The organism is Flavobacterium sp. B114r (assembly GCF_056824125.1).
The window spans coordinates 5,270,566-5,293,121 of the sequence record NZ_CP124858.1 but is presented as its reverse complement, the minus strand read 5'-3'; the positions used below and the strand labels follow the sequence as shown (position 1 = coordinate 5,293,121).

The window sequence follows — 22,556 nt, the reverse complement described above, 5'->3', positions numbered from 1 at the left end:
AGTTATTTGCACTTGAAAATAACTCCTGAATTTAATATTATTTAAGCTCTTTCTATAACAATTGCAGATGCGCCACCGCCACCATTGCAAATTGCAGCAGCTCCGGTTTTTGCATTGTTTTGTTCTAAAACATTTAGCAAAGTTACAATGATTCTTGCTCCGGAACATCCCAGAGGATGACCTAATGAAACAGCTCCACCATTCACGTTTACTTTATCATTATCAAGACCAAGAATTTTTGAATTAGCCAATCCAACAACTGCAAATGCTTCGTTGAATTCAAAATAGTCGACATCGCCAATTGCTATTCCTGCTTTGTCTAAAGCTTTTGGTAAAGCTTTTGCCGGGCTTGTTGTAAACCATTTTGGTTCCTGAGCAGCATCAGCATAACTTTTTATGTAGGCGAGGGGTTTTAATCCTAATGAGATTGCTTTTTCTTCAGACATTAAAACTAAAGCTGCAGCTCCATCATTGATTGTTGAGGCATTAGCAGCAGTAACAGTTCCGTCTTTTGTGAAAACGGCAGCTAATGAAGGTATTTTATCCAGTTTTACGTTAGTGTATTCTTCGTCTTTAGAAACTATGATTGGTTCACCACGTCTTTGAGGTACTTCTACAGGAACAATTTCGTTATCAAATTTTCCTGCATCCCATGCTTTTGCACTTCTTTCATAAGACTGAATTGCAAAATTATCCTGCTCTTCACGGCTGATTTTGTATTCAGATGCACATAAATCAGCGCAAACTCCCATTGCGTTGTTATCGTAAGCATCTGTCAAACCATCTTTTTGCATTCCGTCAAGCATAGTTGCAGGGCCAAATTTAGTTCCGTTACGCATTTGTACGTAGTGTGGAATCAAACTCATGTTTTCCATTCCTCCGGCAACTACTATTTCAGCATCGCCACAAGCGATAGCCTGAGCAGCAAACATAACAGCTTTCATTCCTGAAGCACAAACTTTGTTTACAGTTGTAGCAGCAACTTCATTAGACAGGCCGGCGAAAAGTGCAGCCTGACGTGCTGGCGCTTGTCCAACTCCGGCTTGTACTACATTCCCCATGAATACTTCATCAACTAATTTTGGGTCAAGGTTAATTTTTTGAAGTGCGCCTTTAATAGCGGCAGCACCTAATTTTGGTGCGGGTACGGTAGATAAACCTCCCATGAAACTTCCGATAGGTGTTCTAACGGCAGAAACGATAACAACTCTTTTGTTCATTTTCTGTTAATATTAGTTAATCAAGCAAATTTACTCTTTATTTGAATAAATTCAAATTTTGATCCAATTCGATTGGATTTTAAATTTAATATAAATTTTTTGTTAATTCTATTTGTTTGATTGTGAAGTGTTTTAAAAAAAAGATGAAAAAAAGATGAAAAAAAGCACCGAAATAGTTGTGAGATATCTAATGTTGTCATACCTTTGCCACCGCAAAACAGGACATGTTTCCTTGAGCTGGAGAGTTGCCTGAGTGGCCGAAAGGACTTGTTTGCTAAACAAGCGTATGGGTAACTGTACCAAGGGTTCGAATCCCTTACTCTCCGCTTAATTTTTGTCTCGGGTTTAGAGTAGTCCGGTTATCGTGTCCCGATTTAGATTGGGAATAACACAGATACAAATCTATTGACTAAAAAGTTCGGGGTGTAGCGTAGCCCGGTTATCGCGCCTGCTTTGGGAGCAGGAGGCCGCAGGTTCGAATCCTGCCACCCCGACGAAAACTTTGCCATAAAGTTTTAAAACAAATGGACGCATAGCTCAGCTGGATAGAGCACCTGCCTTCTAAGCAGGCGGTCGAAGGTTCGAATCCTTCTGCGTTCACATAAAAAGCCATTCAATTGAGTGGCTTTTTTGTTTTAATGACCGTGGTATAGTTTTAGTAAAATAATTGGATGCATAGCTCAGCTGGATAGAGCACCTGCCTTCTAAGCAGGCGGTCGAAGGTTCGAATCCTTCTGCGTTCACGAAAAACCACTCAAATCGAGTGGTTTTTTTGTTTTGTATCATTTGCTAAGAAAACGAAATTGATGAATTACTTCTATGTCTTATATTCAAATTCACTTAATCAATATTATATTGGTCATACATCTGAGAGTTTAGAGGAACGATTACGTAAACATTTATCAAATCATTCTGGATTTACTGGCAGAGCGAAGGATCCGATCGTTGCTTATTTTGAAGAATTTGTGACCAAATCATTGGCTTATAAAAGAGAATTAGAAGTGAAAAAATGGAAAAGTAAATTAAAGTTGAAAAACTTATAAATAATCTGTCGCCATAATTCAGCTGGATTGAGCATCCCGATTCAATTGGGACTGTCTAAATTCTTTTTAATTTACGAAATACAATTTGTCTATATATTAAGATAACTAAAGCTGTTTTGCTTCAGCATTTCTGGTACGAATAGCTTCTTCGGTTCTGGGAATAAGAATTTCTAACCCAAAGTTTACAGCATTTGCCTGAACCTCTTCGATAAACGGTCGAAAACTTATATTATATTCTTTAAAAGCTTCTTCAAAATTTCCGTCATGTTTTTCAAAAGCATCTGCCAAAGACGCCGCACCATTTATTGCCAGCGATCCGCCCATTCCGGCTGCTGGAGATGCACAATAAGCAGCATCGCCTACAAGAGCAATTCGGCCTTTTGTCCAGGATGGCATTTTTATCTGGCAAAATTTATCAAAATAAAAAGTTTTAGAATTCTGTACTTCTTGTAATAATTCCGATGTTCTCCAGCTTTCTCCAGCGAATTTTTCGAGGATAATATTTCGTTGTTCGTCCTCATTTCGATAATCATAAGGAATTTCTTTTTCGGAACGAAAGCAAAGAATAATGTCTGTTTTATTGTTGTAAGTATTCAGCATAACAGCTTTGTTGGGCACATTATACAATTGAGCACTATCTTCTTTTATTAAAAGTTTATCTACGATAGTAATCGAAAAATATTGCTGTAAAAAGTGCACATAGTCAGTTTCAGGACCAAACCACAGTCTTCGTACGGCGGAATGAATTCCGTCACAACCAAATACGAAGTCAAATTTTTTCTGAGGATTATTTTTAAAAGTAACCTTGACCTCTTCATTTGTTTCGTTTAATGCTGTAATACTGTCATTGAAAACAAATTCGACATCATTTTTTATCGTGTTGTATAGAATTTTAAGCAGTATATCACGTTCAATTTCAGATTCATCGTCGTCAATTTGTTCGTCGTCATCATGCGCCATGAAACCTTCGGTGATATTATCAGCGTTTTTAAATTCTATAATTCTCGGATTCAGCCTGTTTGATTTTATCTGCTCAAAAATGCCCATACGTTTTGCAATATCAACAGTATTGCCCAATATATCAACAGGAGTTCCGCCCATTTTCAGGTCATCTGCAACTTCGACAATAGTTACTTTGCAGCCAAATTTATTCATCCAGTAAGCGGTAGAAAGTCCGGCAAAACTTGCGCCTGAAACAAGTACTTTTTTATTTTTTAATGTTTCCATTTTGTATACGATTTATATTCAATGCAAAGGAACATCCTAAATCAGTGTCGCAAAATAGCCAATCAAAGTAAGTATTGGACTAATCGAGGTTTTTGTTTCTAAAAGTTAAAGCAGACATGCCTGTAACCTTCGTAAACAGTCGTGAAAAATAAGCATAATCATCGTATCCTAAAACCGAAGCAATTTCTTTTACCGATTTATCAGAGTGATAAAGCAACCGTTTTGCTTCTAAAATTACCCGTTCCTGTATGTGATGTGAAACCGAAAATCCAGTTGCATTTTTGATACATTCGTTTAAATAAGGAGTCGAAATATTCAGTTTTGGACTATAATCGGCAGGACGTTTTAGAGTGGTATAATTCTTTTCTAATAATTCCCGGAACGTTTTCGTTACAACGTCAAATCTTGAAATTTTATCTGTTGACGGAACATTTTTCAAATACTGCGAAATCACTAATGCAACGAGCGAATTACAACTGTCTTTTATTATAGAATGATATAATTTATCGCTTTTAAGTGCAGATAATTGTATACCAAGTAATACTGCTTCTGCGATAACAGAGAATATTTCTTTCTCTAAAACTAACGGTTTTACGGGAGTAATTTCTTCCAGCAATTTCAAATATTCAGGATTCAGGTTTTCATTATCAATAGCCCAACAGCTCACGATTACATTTTCTGTGGTTATGGTATGATGCACCTGATTGGGGTGAATGTAAATCACAGAAAAGGGTTCTATTGTATACTTTTGAAAATCAATTTCGATAGCAACAGTTCCTTCTTCAAGCAGAAAAAAAGAATGGCGATCGTGTCGATGTGCCTGATTTTCTTCCTTAAATTCAGCTTTTTCTTCAATGCTCAAATCGTTAAAATTAAACCTTTCGATAGCAATACCGGTATGCACATCTTCTGTCATACGATTTACCGGAATAGTTTTATTTTTCTTAGACATTGGCTGTTGATTGAGATTGCAAAGTTATTTATTCATGGCAATATATTCAGATGGTGTCATAGAAAAATGCTTTTGAAAATTTCTTCCAAAACTCGTCTGAGATTTATAACCCACTTTTTCTGCGATTTCATACATTTTAAAATTCTCGTTCAAAAGTAGTTCTGCAGCTCTTTTTAACCGAACTAAATTGATCAGTTCATTCGGGCTTAGATTCGAAATATCCTTGATTTTTCGATACAAAGTCGAACGGCTCATATTCATGATTTCTGCGAGTGATTCTACACTTAAATCGGGATCTGTAATGTTTTTTAGAATTTCGTCATCCAGTTTTTTAAGGAACTTTTCATCGGTTTTATTGTGTGCGATACTTTTAATGTGCGAAAGTGGCGAACTCGCATAATAATTCATAATCTGTTTTCTATTTTCGATCAGATTATTAGCCTGAACTTTTAAATAATCCATTGAGAAAGGTTTTGCGATATACGCATCTGCGCCAGCACCAAGACCATCAATTTGAGATTTTAGCGAGTTTTTGGCCGTAAGCAAAATAACCGGAATATGACTCGTCTCCAGATTGGATTTGATTTCTTTACACAGCGTAATTCCGTCCATAACAGGCATCGAAACATCACTTATCACCAATTGAATGTTTTCGTTGTGAATTATTTTCAGCGCATTTTCGCCATTATCAGCTTTTAAAACAGTGTAAACCGAAGACAATTCTGTAGCAATAAAATTCAGTAAATCTTCATTGTCTTCTACAATCAAAAGTTGTGGTTTCTCGTGTTTGTTTTCGATTGCAATAGTTTCGGATTCAGTTTCGATTTCTTCTTTTTCAGGTTCATTATAAAACATAAATTCTTCTTCCTGGCGCAGCGGAACCACAAGTTCAAAAATATTAACTTCTGAATCTGGAATTACCTGTAAGTTTCCGTGATGCAATTGCGTTAGCGAATGCGCCAGCGAAAGCCCAATTCCCGTTCCTGAAGTCGTATCCATATTATCCACTCTGAAAAATGGTTCGAAAATTTTATCTTTTAAATGAAACGGAATTATATTCCCGTCATTTTTCACAATCAAAGTCAGTTTTTTTTCGTCCCTGAAAAGTGTAATCGAGGCTTTGTCTTTGGCATATTTAATGGCATTGCTCATCAAATTGCTCAGGATTTTTTTGAAAGCCTCTTTATCTACAAAAGCAAAAATATCTTTATCGCCCAGTTCCAGTTCAAATTTAATGCCTCTTTCTTCAATCAATTGGCTGAATCTTAAATGAAAATTCCTCACCATCGATGAAATATTTGCTTCGACAAAAGTAAGTTTCAAACCTCCAATTTCAGATTTTCTAAAATCCAATAATTCGTTTACTAATTTTAATAATCGTGAGGTATTTTTTTTCATTATAGAAAGATTCTGAGGTACTTCCGGCAATTGGTGTTCCATCACTAAAAGTTTTTCCAGAGGTCCTTTTATCAACGTCAATGGCGTTCTGATTTCGTGCGCTACATTGGTAAAAAAATCAATTTTGGCCTGATAGATTTCTTTCTCTTTTTCGTCGTTAAGATGTTTTATTTTGCGATTGTTCTTAATCTGGGTTAAATTTTGCGAATACCGAATTATATAATAAAACGAACCGCAAATTAAGAGAAAATAAAAAAAGTAAGCATAAGAACTTGCCCAAAACGGAGGAAGGATTCTTATTGTTAATTCGACTTCTTTACTCCAAACGCCAAAACTATTCAATGATTTTACTTTAAAAACATAATCGCCAGGTGCCAGTTCTGTAAAGAAAACTTTGTGGTTGCGTTCCAGATAAACCCAGTCATTATTAACGTTTTCGAGTTTATACCAATATTCTGTAAGTTCAGGAGCCGTGTAATTTAAGGAAGCAAATTCAAGATTAAACGACGATTGGTTGCTGTTAAGTTCCAGTTCATCAATATGAGAAATCGATTGTTTTATAGGAGAATCATCTCCGTTCGCATCAATATCTTTATTATTGATCTGCAAATTGGTAATAAAAATCGAAGGCGTGTATTTGTTTTTGGTAAAATTCTTTGGGTTGAAACTAATCATTCCGTTAAGGTTTCCAAAATACATATCGCCGTTATCATCTTTAAAAGCCGATGCATAATTAAACTGATCGCTCAATAAACCATTTGCCGTGGTATAAATTTTAATGCTTTTATGGTCCGGGCTAAATTTTACCAAACCTTTAGAAGTCGTCAGCCATAAATTTTTGGCATCATCTTCTAAAATTGAATATACGACATTGCTTGGGAATCCGTTTTTTGTGGTGAATTTTTTAAAAGTCCTTGTTTTTTTATCCAATAAATCCAGTCCGTTTTCGGTGGCAAACCATAAGTTTTTTGCGCTGTCTTCAAAAATATAGTTGATGGAATTATTACTAATGCCATTCGGATTTTTGTAATCATAAATAAAAACCTCTTTCTTTTTAGTTTTCGGATTATAATAAAACAAACCGTCGCGATAACTTCCTGCCCACAAATTGCCGTCGCTGTCTTCTTTATAATTCGTGTAATGTATCGTTTCAGGAAAGTTTTTTAAGGTTTCAAAAGTATCATTTTGATCGTTATATTTATAAAGTCCCATTGTTGTAATCACGATCAATTCGTCTTTTTTGGTTTCATAAAATGAAAAAATAAAATTACTTCTCAATCCTGACGACGGATTATTAGCACTATAATGTTTGATAACGGCGCCTGAATTTCGATCTAAAACATCTAATCCGTGCTCAAAAGTTCCCACCCAAATTTTGTCTTTTCTGGGCATCAAAGCATGTATATTGTAGTATGAAACGTTGCTTTTGCTTCCGTTGGGCAAATACGAAGTAAATTGTTGGGTTTTAGGATTAAATCGGTTTAAGCCAGCATCTTCAGTTCCAATCCAGAGATCGCCTTTATCATCTTTATGGATTTCCCTGACGGCGCTTCCGCTAATAGAATTTTGCCCTTTCTGCGGGAAGTATTTCTTGAATTGTGTGTATTGTTTTTGATGGTAATTGATACCGCCAAAATAAGTTCCAATCCAAATCCCGTTTTCCTTATCAATAGTGATAGAATAAGCCGCATTGTCTGAAATCGCATACGGATCATTGTAATTTTTTTTCAGATTTACATTCACTTTTGTTTTTAGATTATAAACATAAACTCCTGATTCGCTGGCAATCCAGAGTTCGTCATTGTCTTTCTTTTTAAATTGACGGACATAAACCGGATTCTTGGTCGAAAATTGCAGACCTGAAGTCGTTTTTCCGGGAATATTATAAACCAAAACTCCATCTTCTTGTGTACCAATCGCAATATTGTTTTTGTCTAAAGCATAAATAACCGTAATCCTAAAATTGGCAGAACCTGCGGGAGGCGTAATCGGAATGTTTTCAAACGAAAGATTTTCTTCAGAATAGCGGTAGATTTTATTTAGGGAAGATGCCCAGATTTCTCCATTTGCATCGCGTGAAATCGAAGTCACAATAAAGTACTTATTGGGGTTGAAAGTCTTGGTTTCTTTTTTTACCATAGAATATTTGTAGAGAATATTTCCTGAGATAAACCAAATATTTCCATTCTTGTCGTGGTTGATATCGTTGATCCTGTCATTAATTGCTTCGTTTAAAACTGTAAACTGGTCTGTCTTTTTATTGTATTGGTACAAACCTTTGTCTGTACCCACCCAAATTACACCTTTATATTCATGCAGGGATTGTATATAATTGCTTCCTAAACTATGAATTGGGTTGCCATTACTTCGATAGGTTTTAAATCGGTAACCATCAAATCGGTTCAAACCGTCTTTAGTTCCAAACCACATAAAACCATCTTCGTCCTGTAAAGAAGTCAAAACGGTGTTGTTTGAAAGTCCTTCTTCGACCTGAAAATGTTTGAAATAATATTCTTGCGCCTGAATAAGATTTATTGAAAAAATCGAAAAAAATACAATAAGAAAGAATTTACGCATAGTTGTGTTTTTTATGATAAAACCAGAACTTATTCAAATCGTGTCAATATTCGACATAATGTTGCAAGTCTTTGTTTTTCTGGTCTGTTTTGTACAATTTGACTCATTTGAGAGAGATATTGACACAAATGAATCATTTTATTTTGAATTAAAATCATCTACTTTGACTTTTTAAATAAATGATATTGATAGTTTTTAACCTTAAAAAATAAGACATCAGTAAAATTAACTTTAAAAAATAACGTCATTAATACTTTTGAATTAAAATGAACACATTATTAACAGATACCAATTTACAATGGTACGCCGCTCGGATAAAAGACGGCTAAAACTTTACAAATTAAGTACAAAACCAACCAAAAAAGAAAACTATCTAAAATGAAAAATCAATGAAAACAAAGTTCACTCAAATTTTAAAGCAGAGATATTACCTCTTGTTTTTCTTTAGTTTATTAGTGCAACAAACGTATGCGCAACAGCAAATAACCATAAGCGGAAAAGTATCTTCAGTAACAGGAGAACCAATTCCGTTTGCAAATGTTGTCATCAAGAATACCAAAAACGGAGCAGTTACTGATTTCGACGGAAGGTATAAAATTGAAGCAGCTTCAAATCAAACACTGATTTTTAGTTCGCAGGGATATAAAACAATTGAAATTGCGATTAACAATAGAACGACAGTAGACGCTTCTCTGGAAGAAGATGCAATGAAACTGGACGAAATTGTGGTTGTAGGGTATGGATCTCAACAGAAAAAAGACCTTACAGGAGCAGTTTCCCTAGTAAAAGCCGAAGAAATTCAAAAACGTCAGATTACAACTGTAGCAGACGGACTACAGGGTTTAGTTACTGGAGTAAAAGTGCGTGGCGGTGGTCGTCCGGGACAGGAAGCGAATATCGAAATTCGTGGTTTAAAAAATCTTCAAAGTACTAACCCATTATATGTAATTGATGGATTGGTTACATCTGCAAACAGAGATTTTAACCCAAATGATATTGAGACTATTCAGGTTTTAAAAGATGCATCTGCAGCAGCAATTTATGGTTCGAGAGCTGCAAATGGTGTAATTATTATTACAACCAAAAAAGGTAAAAAAGGTCCGCTTAAAGTGGAAGCTTCAGCAAAAAGCAGTTTTACTACAATGCCAAAATATAGTTTGATGGGAACAGAAGAGTTCGCTAAATTCAATAATCAGGCGTATGATAATGCCGGAGCGCCAAGACAAAACTTAAATATGGCAGTCGATACAGACTGGCAGGATGTGGTTTTCCAGAACGGAATGATCAATGACTATAATGTAAGTGTTTCCGGAGGAGGAGATAACTCGTCATTTTTTATGTCGGGAAATTATTTTGGAAATAAAGGAACTGTAGTAGGAACTGATTTTGACAGAATCTCATTCAGGGTAAATTCAAGCGGTTCAAAAGGTATTTTTAGTATTGGAGAAAACATTGCTATTAGTAATTCAAAAACTGATGAAATGTCAGGAAACCCAATTATTGATGTATATAGATTAACACCAACAATTCCTGTTTACGACGCTTCTAATCCTGGTGGTTACGGTTACGGAAAACAAGGTGTCGCAGATACTTTTGGTACAAACCCTTTGGCTCTTGCTGATTTTGCCAATACTATCAATGAGAATTTTAGAATAAGAGGAAATATCTGGTCTGAACTTAAATTCACGCCATGGTTGAAATACCGTTTCAATTTTGGATATGAAACCAGCTTTGATAGCTATAATTTCATGAGGAAATTAGGAAACTGGACTTTAAATCAACCGGTAGAAAAATCATTCATCAACCAAAATAAAGGAAGATCAGAAACCTTGCTTTATGAAAATACACTGACTTTCAAAAAAGCATTTGGTAAACATGATTTCACTGTTTTGGTGGGACAAACATTCCAAAAAGACAATTACAACCAAATTTACGGAACAAAGAGAAATCTTTTGATAAACTCAGGTACAGGATCATATTATGATGTTCTGGATTTAGGAGATTCGCCGGAAGTTGGAGGTTTTAGAAACGAAGCTGCTTTGACATCTTATTTAGGAAGATTAGAATACAATTATGATAATCGTTATTTGCTTAATGCAGTTATCAGACGAGACGGATCTTCAAGATTTAGTGACGATAATAAATGGGGGAATTTCCCATCTGTTTCTGCAGGATGGAGAATCAATAACGAATCTTTCTTTAAATCAGAATTTATTAAAGATTTAAAACTAAGAGCGAGTTACGGAGAATTGGGTTCAGGAAATATAGGAAACTACGAATATAAAAGTTTCATTAATACTTTTGGAACTGTAGTTTTGGGTAACGGACAAGGTTTGTATCCTGCTGCAACTCAGGTAAGATTATCAAACGCACAATTGCGTTGGGAAAAATTAAAACAATCAAATTTCGGTTTAGATCTTGGTGTCTTGAACAACGATTTGCGCTTTACAGCAGATTATTTTGTGGCACGTACCGAAGATGTATTGTTTGGTTTCCCAATTTTATTAACTACCGGAAATGACGGAGGAAATCCAATTTCTAATGCTGCAACTGTAGAAAATAAAGGTCTTGAACTGGAATTGGCTTACAGCAAAAAAATCAATGATTTCTCTTTTAATGCTTCGATCAATTTTACTAAAGTAAATAATAAACTGGTTTCATTAGGTAACGGGCAAAACCAAAATATTCAGGATAATACGATTACTCGTGCCGGAAACGCGGTAGGAATGTGGTACGTTTTGCAAACAGACGGATTGTTTCAAAACCAAGCTGAAATTGCCAATTACAAAAATGCGGATGGAAAAGTAATTATGCCAAATGCGCAGCCTGGAGATATTCGTTTTAAAGATGTTAACGGCGACGGACAAATTACAAACGAAGACAAAGATATTGTTGGAAGTCCTTGGCCAGAATTTGAAATGGGTTTAAATGCAGGAGCTGAATACAAAGGTTTTGATTTTTCTATGAACTGGATTGCGTCACACGGGGCAACGGTTTATAACGGATTTAGGAGTGTTGTGGATCGTTTTGATGACAATAGCAATTACAGAACAGGAATTCAGCCCTGGACTCCGGAAAATCCAAATACTGATTTTCCAAGAATTGTAAAAGGAACAACTTTGAACTCAAGGGGAGATACAGACAGATTCTTAGAAAACGGTGATTTTATCCGTTTGAAATACATCGGATTGGGTTATAACATTCCGGATAGCGTCTTGAAAAGTGCCGGAATTACAAGAGCAAGATTAACAATATCTGCACAAAATGTTATTACAATTACAAAATACAAAGGTTTAGATCCTGAGTTTAGTAACTCTAATATTTTTCAGAGAGGTGTTGATAACGGGGCTTTCCCAAACTTACAAACGTATTCATTTGGTGTTGAATTTAGCTTCTAATTTTAAAAAAATCGCGTAATGAAAAAAATAATAGTATTAATAGCAATTTTTTCAGGTCTGTTTTTCACATCATCATGTGAAAACGAATTAGATCTGGACAATCCAAATGCTGTAACCGTAGATCAGTATTGGAAGACCGAAACTGATGCACAGGCAGGAGTAAACTCCATTTATGCCATGTTTTATAAAGATGGATTATGGGCAAGATGGATGTATTTTCGCTTAGACCTGACTTCTGATGAAGGATTTAGCAATAGCCCGTGGACAGAATTAGCTGACTGGACAAGATTTAATTACATTAATTATAATTTCTGGGAAGGGCAGGTAGTAACCTGGAGAGATACTTATAAAGCCGTTTTTAGATGCAATCAGGTATTGGCAAATGTGCCGAACATTACGTTTCAGAATGAAGACGATAAAAAGAGAATTATAGCACAGGCAAAATTCTTTAGAGCATTACATTATTATTATGCTGCAATACTTTGGGAAAATATTCCGCTTGTTTTAACACCGTCTACACCAGCAGATTTACCGGAACAAAAAAATGTAACCGAAGTTTGGGCACAAGTAGAAAAAGATCTAAATGAGGCTTTTGAAGATTTACCTACATCATGGTCAGCAGAACAAACAGGAAGACCTGATAAAGGTGCAGCAAAAGCATTTTTAGCAAAAGTATACATGCAACAGCACAAATGGAGTGAAGCAAAAGGCGCTTTAGATTATTTAATAAGCGGGGCAGGCGCAAAATACAGTTTAACTTCAAATTTTAGAGACAACTTCACGGATCTAAAAGAAAACAACAGTGAATCTGTATTTGAAATTCAGTTTGGAGATCAAAAAAGCGGAGGAACAGATGAGGGTCAAAGTGCTGCAGTTTCAAGCAACCGTGCTCAGTTTTTTGCACCAAGAGGAATTGGATGGTCTGACGGACAAGCTCGTTTCTGGTTGATAAATGCCTTTAAACAAGAAAAAAATAAGGACGGAAATCTTGATACCAGATTGAGATATACATTATACTATCCTCAATTACTAGCCGATTTTGGAGACAAAGTATACGGTAAAAACTGGGAATGGGGCAATGACGAAGCATGGTTCAGAAAAGGAAGCCGTGATTATTACCGAAATAACGAAGATTATTACAGTCAGGTAAATTACAGATTGGTTCGTTACGCCGATATTTTATTGCGCTATGCCGAAGTTTTGAACGAACTGGGAAATACGCAAGATGCTTATCAATATGTAGACTTAGTGAGAGCCCGTGTAAACATGAACGCTTTAGCGGTGGCTCATCCTGAAATAGGAAACGATCACGATAAATTTTTAGAAAGATTAAAAACAGAACGAGTTTTAGAATTGGCCGGAGAAAGTGTTCGCTGGGAAGATTTAAAACGTTGGGGAGATTTAAACACTCAGGCTTCTGTCGATAAAATTGCACTTCGTGATCCTGATTTCAAAAACTTTGTAGTAGGAAAAAATCAAAGATTACCAATTCCGCAAGTTGAGGTTGAAAATAATCCGAAATTAAAACAACACGACGAATATTAATAGCTTAAAGGGAATCAGATCAAACAAATCTGATTCCCTTATAAAAAGAACGATCGTTCATAAAACAACAAAATTTATAATGAAAAAAGTAAAATTGTGTCTGACATTTATGTTGGCAGGACTTGTATTGCTTAGTTGCAACAATAAAAAGAATACTACCGAAGAAAATAAAAATGAAACAACTGCGGTTGAAAAAAGAGAAATCTGGACAAAAGATCAGGCCAATAAATGGTATGCGGAACAACCTTGGTTAGTAGGCGCAAATTATTATCCTAGCACAGCTATAAATCAGTTAGAGATGTGGCAGGAAGATACATTTGATCCCATAAGAATCGACCAGGAACTGGGTTGGGCAGAAGCTATCGGCATGAATGTTATGCGCGTTTATCTTCATGATTTATTGCACAAGCAAGATGCGGAAGGTCTTTATAAACGCATGGACAAGTTTCTGGAAATAGCAGATAAACATCATATTAAAACATTATTTGTTTTATTTGATTCCTGTTGGGATCCTTTTCCAGCTTTAGGAAAACAACGTGCGCCAAAACCATTTATACACAATTCAGGCTGGGTACAAAGTCCGGGGCAAAAAGTTTTGCAGGATGCTGCACAATATCCTCGTTTAGAGAAATATGTAAAAGAAACTGTTGGTAAGTTCAAAGATGATAAACGTGTTTTAGGTTGGGATGTATGGAACGAACCGGATAATATGACGGGACCATCTTACGAAAAAATCGAAATAAAAAACAAAGTCGATTTGATTCTACCACTTTTAAAAAATGTTTTTGTCTGGGCAAGAGAAAGCAATTCTTCTCAGCCATTAACTTCCGGAGTTTGGGTTGGTGATTGGAGCGATGAAACAAAGATGAAACCAATACACAAAATGCAGATCGAACAATCTGATATTGTTTCTTTTCACAATTATAATACACCTGCGGATTTCGAAAAAGTAATCAAACAATTACAGCGTTACGGAAAACCTTTATTGTGTACAGAATATATGGCAAGACCAAACGGAAGCACTTTTGAGGGATTTTTACCAATCGCAAAAAAGTATAATGTTGGCATGATCAACTGGGGTTTTGTTGACGGAAAAACACAAACTAAATATGCTTGGGACAGCTGGACGAAAAAATACGATTCAGAGCCAAAACTTTGGTTTCACGAAGTACTTAAAAACGATGGAACACCTTATATAAAAGCAGAAACAGATTTGATTAAGAAAATGACTGCTGAGGCGAATAAGAAGAATTAGAAAATTAGATAATGTGTCAATTTGATAATTTTTTTGCCACAGATTGCGCAGATTAGAATGATTAATTCTAATCTGTGATGAAAAACTAAACACAAAGAAACATAGATTTATTGTTTCTTTTTAAGAGTACAAAAAAGCTCGCTTTCACAAATAGCGATGTGTATTTTAATAAGTGAAACGCCTTTTTCAGTCAAAGAAAAGCGATGTCTCTATGTGTTAAAGAAAACATTTTTATCCCGATACTATCGAAGTGGCAAAAAATAATTAGTGGAATTCGTGGCAAAAAAAACATTTTAATCTTTTAAAAACATGAAAAAAAACACAATAAAACAGCTCTTTTTTCTGGTAGTAATTCTAGTAGGATTTTCAGCGAAAGCGCAACAGCCAGATCCGCCTGGTCAAGTAAAGGGAAATGAAAAACCTAAAAACGAAGCGTATCTTTTTGCGCATATGACACACAACGATTATGGTAGATTGTATTATTCTGTGAGTCTTGATGGTTTGCATTGGGAAAACTTAAACAGCGGAAAAAGAGTTTTTGAAGATTATAAAGGACATCCCGATATCTGTAAAGGTCCGGACGGAAAATATTACATCGCAGGAAATACAGGCGACGATGCAAAAACCATCAACATTTGGGTTTCGGATGATTTAATTACGTGGAAAAAACACTCTGATTATACGCCTGATTTAAAAAGTACACCTGATTATTCGAATGCTTTACAGCGAATTGGCGCACCAAAATTATATTATGACAAAGACTCAGAAAAGTTTATCATGACCTGGCACACGCCACATCTTGACGGAACAAAAGAAGATCCGGAACGTTATTGGGCAAGTCAGCGAACGTTGTATGTTTTATCTAAAGATTTAAAAATTTTTGAAGGAACACCAAAACGTCTATTTGATTGGGATATGGGAACCATTGATGTTTTCATTCGTAAAGTTGGCGATTCCTACTACGCCGTAATCAAAGATGAAACCTATCCAACTCTATATTGGACAACCGGAAAAACCGTCCGTATTGCGAAATCAAAATCACTATTAGGACCTTATTCTTTGCCCCAGCAATCTATCAGTCCCAACTTTAGAGAAGCACCAATGTTGATTCCTTCACCAGATGATAAAATATGGTACATGTATTACGAACAATATCCCGGAGTTTCCTACGGATTATCTATCGCAGATAATCTCAACGGACCTTGGTTTCAAGCCTCAGGTTACACCTTTTTTTCCGATTGGGATAAATACAGTTTCCCCGAAAAAGTACGTCATGGTTGTATGATTACAATTTCAAAAAAAGAATACGACGGCTTGGTGAAGAAATTTGGTTTGACAAAAAAGTAAAAAATAAACCATATAAACAATATAAGATGAGCTTAAATTAATATGAACTTTTATTGCTTATATGGTTTAAAAAATGAGTTCTAAACTCAGGAAAAATATGGTTAGTGAAGTTAGTTTAAGTAATTACCAGACTTGTGTGAATATAAGTCTGGTAATTCAATTTTGATTTAAATGAAATATCACGGCATTATTTAATGAAAGATGCCAAATAAATAGACAGCATGAAAAGAAAAAGTATCGTTTTTTTAGCCTTGTTTTCGATGTTTGCAGCAAATGCGCAATGGAAACCTCAGGGCGATAAAATCAAAACCAAATGGGCAGCACAGGTTGATCCTGCTAAAACATTACCAGAATATCCCCGTCCGATTATGGAGCGCAGCCAATGGAAAAATTTGAATGGTTTATGGAATTACGCCATTCAGGAATTTGGAAAAAACGCGCCATCAAAATATGACGGACAAATTCTGGTTCCGTTTGCGGTAGAATCTAGTTTGTCTGGCGTGATGAAAGAAGTAGGGGCAAAAAATGAACTTTGGTATGAAACCAATTTTTCGATTGAATCCAACTGGAATAATAAAAATATCCTTTTACATTTTGGCGCTGTAGACTGGAAAACGGAAGTTTTTATAAACGATATCAAAGTAGGTTCACATACAGGTGGTTATACACCGTTTTCATTTGATATTACACCATTTATCCAAAAAGGAAAAACTCAAAAACTGGTTGTAAAAGTTTGGGACCCGTCAAATGATGGGCCGCAGCCAAGAGGTAAACAGGTTAAAAATCCCGAAGGAATCTGGTATACGCCTGTTACCGGAATCTGGCAGACGGTTTGGATAGAACCCGTAAATACAAAAAATATTACGGCACTAAAAACAACTCCAAATATTGATCAAAATACGATAAGCATTAAAGCTGATGTCGCGGGAGCAACAACCGGAGACGTAGTCGAAATATCAGTTTTTGACGCAGGAAAAGAAATTGCCAAAGAAAAAGCTGTTGTTGGCGAAAGCAATGATATTGTTTTGAATAATGTGAAATTATGGTCGCCTGAAAATCCATTTTTATATCAGACAAAAATCCGTTTAATCAGCAATAATAAAGTGGTTGACGAAGTGAAAAGTTATTTTGCGATGCGAAAAATTGCATCAAAAAGAGATGAAAACGGAATCATGAGAATGCAGTTGAATAACAAAGATTATTTTCAGTTTGGTCCTTTAGATCAAGGGTGGTGGCCAGATGGTTTGTATACGGCACCCACAGATGAAGCTTTGAAATATGATATTATTAAAACAAAAGATTTGGGTTTTAATATGATTCGTAAACACGTAAAAGTCGAACCGGAACGCTGGTACTCACACTGCGATCAATTGGGAATTTTAGTTTGGCAGGATATGCCAAGCGGAGATGAACAACCGCTATGGCAAAACAAAAAATATTTTGAAGGAACTGAATTACTGCGTACTCCAAAATCTGAAGAAATCTATAGAAAAGAATGGCGGGAAATTATGGATCATTTGTATTCGTATCCAAGTATTGTTGTTTGGGTTCCGTTTAACGAAGCGTGGGGACAATTTAAAACTGTAGAAATTACAGAATGGACAAGACAACATGATCCGAGTAGATTAACGAATTCATCAAGCGGTGGAAATCATTTTCAAACGGGAGATATTCTCGATTTACACAATTATCCGGGACCTGAAATGTATTTGTATGATGCCAGAAGAGTTACTGTTTTAGGTGAGTACGGCGGAATTGGCTTGCCACTTGAAGGTCATTTATGGAGAGCAAATGACAATTGGGGTTACGTAAAATTTAAAAATGAAAGTGAAGTAACAGCCGAGTATATCAAATATGCCCAAATCCTAAAAAATTATGTAAAAAGCGGATTCTCAGCAGCAGTTTACACGCAAACAACGGATGTTGAGGGCGAAGTAAACGGCTTCATGACTTACGACAGAAAAGTAGATAAAATGGATTTTAAAGCTGTGAATAAAATGAACACAGAAGTTATTGATGCTTTAAACCATAAATAGTTTTTTTAAGCACATAGAAACATAGTTTTTTGTATCGAAAAGAGAAGATAAAAAGAAACAAGTTTCTAAACATAGTAATAATGCATAGCCCGAAGTTTCAATTTTGGGAGTCAAAGAGAAAAGTCAGTTACGTATTTCTATCTGTACGAGGTTTAATTTTTATTCTAAAAAAGCAATATAAATGACTTTTACCGCAAAGAGCGCAAAGGTTTTATGCAAAGTTCGCAAGATGACAATGATTGTGTTTACGGATTGAGAAGAATGGATTAAAATTCATCCCTACAATATAATTTGAGCGAAGGCTCTTTTAGGAGGAACGAGTTATATTGTAGCAACGGATTTAAATCCGTTGAAAAGAACAAAAAGATTTGGTTTTATTATAGAAATTAGGATGACAAACTATGCCGAAATATTGTTATGAAAATCATTGTCTTAGCCCCGATAGAAGTGGAAATCCTTTTGTGGAGGGGTTCGCCACAAAAGATTGTAACGGATAGCGGGATTAGCTTCTAATAAAAGGAAGCAATTTGACCCAATTTTTGATACTAAAAACAGATACCCAACAATAAAAAAATAAAATGAAAAAATGCTTATTACTCTTTTTGCTAGCGATTGTTTCTACTGGATATTCACAGCAAAAAACATTCACAAATCCCATTCTACCAGCGGGTGCTGATCCTTACAGCACGTATTACAACGGATATTATTATTACACGAATACGTTACAAAACCGATTGGTGCTTTGGAAAACAAAAGATCTATCTGATCTGAAAAATGCCCAAAGCAAAGTCATTTGGCAAGCACCAAAAGGAACCGATTATTCTGCGGATATCTGGGCGCCTGAGTTTCATGTCATTAACGGGAAATGGTATTGTTATTTTGCAGCAGACAATGGCGATAACAACACGCATAGAATGTATGTATTGGAAAATAAATCATCAGATCCGTTTAAAGGAGATTTTGAATTTAAAGGAAAAATCGCTGCTAAAACGGACAAATGGGCGATTGATGGAAATGTTTTTGAGCATAAAAAACAATTGTACATGATCTGGGCAGGATGGGAAGGCGAAACTAACGGACAACAGAATATTTACATAGCCAAAATGAAAAATCCGCTTGAGATTGAAGGAGATCGCGTTATGATTTCCGCACCAACAAACGATTGGGAAACGCACGGAGCTTTGCATGATGATATAAATCCGGCGCAGGTAAATGTGAATGAAGGCCCTCAGTTTTTATCTCGAAATGGTAAAGTTTTTATCGTGTTTTCGGCTAGTGGCTGTTGGACAGATTTTTATGCTTTGGGATTGTTAACTTTTACAGGAAGTGATAATTTGTTAGACGCATTGGCATGGAAAAAATCTCCTGAACCAATTTTCAAACAGTCGGATAAAAATAGGGTTTATGCGCCGGGACATAATTCGTTCTTTAAGTCTCCTGACGGAAAAGAAGATTGGATTTTATACCACGCCAATTCAAATCCGGGAGAAGGATGCGGGAATAAAAGAGCACCAAGAATGCAGAAAATCAATTGGGATGCAAATGGATTTCCGGTTTTGGGAGAACCTGTAAGCGAAGGAACCAAATTAGCGTTGCCATCAAAATAGAAATTAGAAAACATCTTAAAAGTATAAAATGAAAAATATTCAGATTGCTGGGGTTATCATGCTGGCACTTTTTCAATTTAATTGTAAAGACAGTAAAAAAGAAAATTCACCATTAAAAGAAACAATTGGCACAAGAACAGATTCTACAAAAATAGTTTTAGAAGAGAAGAATTTTGATACTACAATAGACAATAAAAAAGTCAATTTGTATTGGATTGAAAATAAAGGAATCAAAGCGGCTTTTACCAATTACGGAGGAAGATTAGTTGGCCTTTGGGTTGCAGATAAAAACGGAAAACCAAGAGATGTTGTGGTTGGAATGAATAGTGCAAAAGGTTTTAAAAATGCTACAGAACCTTATTTTGGCGCTACAATTGGAAGAGTGGGTAACCGAATTGCAAAAGGAAAATTTACCTTGGAAGGAAAACAATATCAGGTTCCGCTTAATAATGGAGAAAATGCTTTGCACGGCGGGATAAAAGGTTTTCAGGATGTGGTTTGGGATGTTGCTAAAACTAATGAAAACACTTTGGTTTTTAGTTATGTTTCGCCAGACGGAGAGCAAGGCTTTCCCGGGAATTTAACGGTAAGAGTTACATACACTATTACAGATGATCATTCTATAAAAATGGAATATGAAGCGACAACCGATAAAACGACAATTGTCAATTTAACAAACCATGCCTTTTTTAATTTGAATGGGGAAGGAAGCGGTAGTATCATAAATCATGAATTACAGATTTATGCCAATGAATTTACACCGGTTGATGAAGGTTTGATTCCGAATGGAGAATTAAAATCGGTAAAAAATACGCCATTTGATTTTACTTCAAAACATACTATTGGAGAACGAATTGAAACGAAAGACGAGCAGTTGAAATTTGGAAAAGGATACGATCACAACTATGTTTTAAACGGAACTAAGAAAAACGGATTGAACCATGCGGCAACAATTTCAGGAGATAAATCGGGAATAATAATGGATGTTTATACTCAAGAACCTGGATTACAGTTCTATAGTGGAAATTTTATGCAATCAAAAAACACGTTTAAATCTGGTTCGAAAGATGATTTTAGAACGGCTTTTGCATTGGAAACACAACATTTCCCGGATGCACCAAATCAGCCAAAATTTGCACCAATTGTTTTGAAAGCAGGGCAGAAGTATCATACGGTTTCTTATTATCAGTTTTCGGTGAAGTGAGAGAAAGACGGAATGAGATAATGAAATAATGGGAGAATAAGAGAATAAAGAACATAAAGTAAATCTCCCAAGTTTGTCATTTCGATCGAAGAGAGAAATCACATTAGTAAGTCGACAAAGATTGGCGATATACTATACGGAACTTCTTGTGTGATTTTCCTCTGTCGAAATGAAAAACGGTTGATAATTAAACCTAAAAATAAATCAAATCAAAAATGAAAAAAATAGCAACTCTAATAACTTCACTCTGCGTGTTTGTTGCATGTTCGCAGGAAAAACAAGCAAGCAAACCAAAAGAGGAAAAATCCAGTACAATTTTACTGGCAGATCCTACTATTTTTTATAACAACGGGACCTATTATTTATACGGAACGACATCAGGAACTATCCCAAATGGCGAAGGTTTTCAGGTTTACACTTCTTCGGATTTAAAAGATTGGAAAGGACCCGCTGGAGCGCAAAATGGTCTGGCTTTGAAAAAGGGAGATTCTTATGGAGATAAAGGTTTTTGGGCACCGCAGATTCTTTCGTATAAAAACAAATTTTACATGATTTATACGGCGAATGAAAACATTGCAACAGCGGTTAGTGATAGTCCGCTTGGACCATTTAAAAATGAGACCAAAGAACCGATTATTAAAACCGGAAATCAGATTGATCCGTTTGTGTTTATTGATGATGACGGGAAAAAATACTTATATCACGTGAGATTGACCAATGGAAACCGAATTTTTGTTGCCGAGATAAACGACGATCTTCAAAGTATTAAACCAGAAACGTTGACTGAATGTATTTCGGGAACATTGCCTTGGGAAAATACCGAAAAAACCAATTGGCCAGTTACAGAAGGACCAACGGTGTTAAAACACAATGGTTTGTATTACCTGATTTATTCAGCAAATGATTTTAGAAACATTGATTATGCTGTTGGTTACGCCACGAGTAAAAGTCCTTTAGGTCCTTGGGAAAAATCAAAAGACAGTCCGATCATCAGTCGAAAAAACACGAATCAAAACGGGATTGGTCATGGAGATGTTTTTTGGGATCAAAATCAAAAAATGCATTATGTCTTGCATACGCATTTTAATGAGAGTGCTGTTTCTCCCAGAAAAGCAGCTATAATTGATATCGAATTTGTTGGTAATGAATTAAAAGCAGTCAATACTAGTTTTAACTTTTTGAAAAATTAGAAAATAGCTTTTGTTAAGAGAAACAAATCAATGAAGTGATTGGTCAGATCAGGAAAATATTGCTTTGAAAAAAGATGTCCTTTTTTATGCTAACAATCCAGAAAACCAAAGTTTAGTCTTCTGAAAGTGTTTCAGAAATTTTTTCTCCCAAAGCTTTTAGTTTCTCAAAGGTTGCATTAGAAACCAATTCTTTGTCAATGTTTACCTTTAATTTTTCTTCTTTTAATATAAAAGAGTAAGCCGTTTCGCCATTGTGATCTTTTTTCCAAATTTTGGTGTCGGCATCAGTTGAGAATAAACTATTGTCTAAGTTTTCAGATAATAGTTTTTCCAACTTTTTAGTTCTCCAGGAATCAAAGTTCGCAAGTAATGAATAATAATTGTCTGAATTAGAAATTGATATCGAAGTTTTGGTCGATTTTGTATTTTTAGAAGGAGTTTTTGCAACTGCTGTTGTGTTTCCGGATTTAGAAACTGTTGTTTGTCCGTGAGCTAAAGCTCCACAAATTAGCATTATTAAAAATAAGATGATTTTCATAAGTAAAAGTTTTAAATTT

The 22,556-nt window shown here is 35.5% G+C and carries 14 protein-coding genes and 4 tRNA genes; 13 read left to right on the top strand and 5 right to left on the bottom strand.

Annotation, left to right across the window (positions count from 1 at the left end; all coding sequences use genetic code 11):
• Positions 1-41: 41 nt before the first annotated feature.
• The gene (locus tag QLQ94_RS21990) at positions 42-1,220 is read right to left on the bottom strand and encodes an acetyl-CoA C-acyltransferase (RefSeq protein WP_271335727.1); all 1,179 of its coding nucleotides are present in this window, start codon (positions 1,218-1,220) and stop codon (positions 42-44) included.
• A gap of 239 nt (positions 1,221-1,459) precedes the next feature.
• Here QLQ94_RS21990 and QLQ94_RS21985 point away from each other — a divergent pair.
• The 5 genes from QLQ94_RS21985 (at position 1,460) to QLQ94_RS21965 (ending at position 2,263) form a co-directional block, all read left to right on the top strand.
• Positions 1,460-1,546 (top strand) — tRNA-Ser (locus QLQ94_RS21985).
• Positions 1,547-1,639: 93 nt separating this feature from the next.
• Positions 1,640-1,714 (top strand) — tRNA-Pro (locus QLQ94_RS21980).
• 32 nt (positions 1,715-1,746) lie between these two features.
• Positions 1,747-1,820, top strand: a tRNA-Arg gene (locus QLQ94_RS21975).
• 69 nt (positions 1,821-1,889) lie between these two features.
• A tRNA-Arg gene (locus QLQ94_RS21970) sits at positions 1,890-1,963 on the top strand.
• A 63-nt stretch (positions 1,964-2,026) separates the two neighbouring features.
• A complete protein-coding gene (locus QLQ94_RS21965; protein ID WP_271335777.1) occupies positions 2,027-2,263 on the top strand; it encodes a GIY-YIG nuclease family protein in 237 nt (78 codons plus the stop codon).
• Positions 2,264-2,368: 105 nt separating this feature from the next.
• Here QLQ94_RS21965 and QLQ94_RS21960 read toward each other — a convergent pair whose 3' ends face one another.
• The 3 genes from QLQ94_RS21960 to QLQ94_RS21950 form a co-directional block, all read right to left on the bottom strand.
• A complete protein-coding gene (locus QLQ94_RS21960; RefSeq protein WP_271335728.1) occupies positions 2,369-3,490 on the bottom strand; it encodes an FAD-dependent monooxygenase in 1,122 nt (373 codons plus the stop codon).
• A gap of 79 nt (positions 3,491-3,569) precedes the next feature.
• A complete protein-coding gene (locus QLQ94_RS21955; RefSeq protein WP_271335729.1) occupies positions 3,570-4,442 on the bottom strand; it encodes an AraC family transcriptional regulator in 873 nt (290 codons plus the stop codon).
• A gap of 24 nt (positions 4,443-4,466) precedes the next feature.
• Entirely contained in the window at positions 4,467-8,417 is a 3,951-nt protein-coding gene (locus QLQ94_RS21950; RefSeq protein WP_482498537.1) for a hybrid sensor histidine kinase/response regulator transcription factor, read from the bottom strand.
• A gap of 389 nt (positions 8,418-8,806) precedes the next feature.
• On the opposite strand from QLQ94_RS21950, the gene QLQ94_RS21945 reads away from it, so the two are divergent.
• The 8 genes from QLQ94_RS21945 to QLQ94_RS21910 all read left to right on the top strand — a co-directional run bounded on the left by QLQ94_RS21945 (position 8,807) and on the right by QLQ94_RS21910 (position 21,999).
• The gene (locus QLQ94_RS21945) at positions 8,807-11,815 is read left to right on the top strand and encodes a SusC/RagA family TonB-linked outer membrane protein (protein WP_271335731.1); all 3,009 of its coding nucleotides are present in this window, start codon (positions 8,807-8,809) and stop codon (positions 11,813-11,815) included.
• 18 nt (positions 11,816-11,833) lie between these two features.
• A complete protein-coding gene (locus QLQ94_RS21940; RefSeq protein ID WP_271335732.1) occupies positions 11,834-13,360 on the top strand; it encodes a RagB/SusD family nutrient uptake outer membrane protein in 1,527 nt (508 codons plus the stop codon).
• 79 nt (positions 13,361-13,439) lie between these two features.
• Positions 13,440-14,615 (top strand): glycoside hydrolase 5 family protein, encoded by a 1,176-nt coding sequence (locus QLQ94_RS21935; RefSeq protein WP_271335733.1) that lies wholly within the window; start codon positions 13,440-13,442, stop codon positions 14,613-14,615.
• A gap of 309 nt (positions 14,616-14,924) precedes the next feature.
• Positions 14,925-15,962, top strand: a complete 1,038-nt coding sequence (locus QLQ94_RS21930; RefSeq protein ID WP_271335734.1) for a glycoside hydrolase family 43 protein — start codon at positions 14,925-14,927, stop codon at positions 15,960-15,962.
• 221 nt (positions 15,963-16,183) lie between these two features.
• Positions 16,184-17,998, top strand: coding sequence for a glycoside hydrolase family 2 protein (locus QLQ94_RS21925; protein WP_482498534.1), 1,815 nt, complete (start codon positions 16,184-16,186; stop codon positions 17,996-17,998).
• A 578-nt stretch (positions 17,999-18,576) separates the two neighbouring features.
• The gene (locus QLQ94_RS21920) at positions 18,577-19,605 is read left to right on the top strand and encodes a glycoside hydrolase family 43 protein (RefSeq protein ID WP_271335736.1); all 1,029 of its coding nucleotides are present in this window, start codon (positions 18,577-18,579) and stop codon (positions 19,603-19,605) included.
• A gap of 28 nt (positions 19,606-19,633) precedes the next feature.
• Positions 19,634-20,809, top strand: coding sequence for an aldose epimerase family protein (locus QLQ94_RS21915; protein WP_482498532.1), 1,176 nt, complete (start codon positions 19,634-19,636; stop codon positions 20,807-20,809).
• 215 nt (positions 20,810-21,024) lie between these two features.
• Positions 21,025-21,999 (top strand): glycoside hydrolase family 43 protein, encoded by a 975-nt coding sequence (locus QLQ94_RS21910; RefSeq protein ID WP_271335738.1) that lies wholly within the window; start codon positions 21,025-21,027, stop codon positions 21,997-21,999.
• Between the two features lie 112 nt (positions 22,000-22,111).
• On the opposite strand, the gene QLQ94_RS21905 is transcribed toward QLQ94_RS21910, so the two are convergent.
• On the bottom strand, positions 22,112-22,537 hold the full coding sequence (locus QLQ94_RS21905) for a hypothetical protein (protein WP_271335739.1): 426 nt from the start codon (positions 22,535-22,537) through the stop codon (positions 22,112-22,114).
• Positions 22,538-22,556: the final 19 nt, after the last annotated feature.

Coding starts and splice junctions, on each gene's coding strand:
- QLQ94_RS21990 (WP_271335727.1), bottom strand. CDS start 1,220: ATGAACAAAAGAGTTGTTATCGTTTCTGCCGTTAGAACACCTATCGGA.
- QLQ94_RS21965 (WP_271335777.1), top strand. CDS start 2,027: ATGAATTACTTCTATGTCTTATATTCAAATTCACTTAATCAATATTAT.
- QLQ94_RS21960 (WP_271335728.1), bottom strand. CDS start 3,490: ATGGAAACATTAAAAAATAAAAAAGTACTTGTTTCAGGCGCAAGTTTT.
- QLQ94_RS21955 (WP_271335729.1), bottom strand. CDS start 4,442: ATGTCTAAGAAAAATAAAACTATTCCGGTAAATCGTATGACAGAAGAT.
- QLQ94_RS21950 (WP_482498537.1), bottom strand. CDS start 8,417: ATGCGTAAATTCTTTCTTATTGTATTTTTTTCGATTTTTTCAATAAAT.
- QLQ94_RS21945 (WP_271335731.1), top strand. CDS start 8,807: ATGAAAACAAAGTTCACTCAAATTTTAAAGCAGAGATATTACCTCTTG.
- QLQ94_RS21940 (WP_271335732.1), top strand. CDS start 11,834: ATGAAAAAAATAATAGTATTAATAGCAATTTTTTCAGGTCTGTTTTTC.
- QLQ94_RS21935 (WP_271335733.1), top strand. CDS start 13,440: ATGAAAAAAGTAAAATTGTGTCTGACATTTATGTTGGCAGGACTTGTA.
- QLQ94_RS21930 (WP_271335734.1), top strand. CDS start 14,925: ATGAAAAAAAACACAATAAAACAGCTCTTTTTTCTGGTAGTAATTCTA.
- QLQ94_RS21925 (WP_482498534.1), top strand. CDS start 16,184: ATGAAAAGAAAAAGTATCGTTTTTTTAGCCTTGTTTTCGATGTTTGCA.
- QLQ94_RS21920 (WP_271335736.1), top strand. CDS start 18,577: ATGAAAAAATGCTTATTACTCTTTTTGCTAGCGATTGTTTCTACTGGA.
- QLQ94_RS21915 (WP_482498532.1), top strand. CDS start 19,634: ATGAAAAATATTCAGATTGCTGGGGTTATCATGCTGGCACTTTTTCAA.
- QLQ94_RS21910 (WP_271335738.1), top strand. CDS start 21,025: ATGAAAAAAATAGCAACTCTAATAACTTCACTCTGCGTGTTTGTTGCA.
- QLQ94_RS21905 (WP_271335739.1), bottom strand. CDS start 22,537: ATGAAAATCATCTTATTTTTAATAATGCTAATTTGTGGAGCTTTAGCT.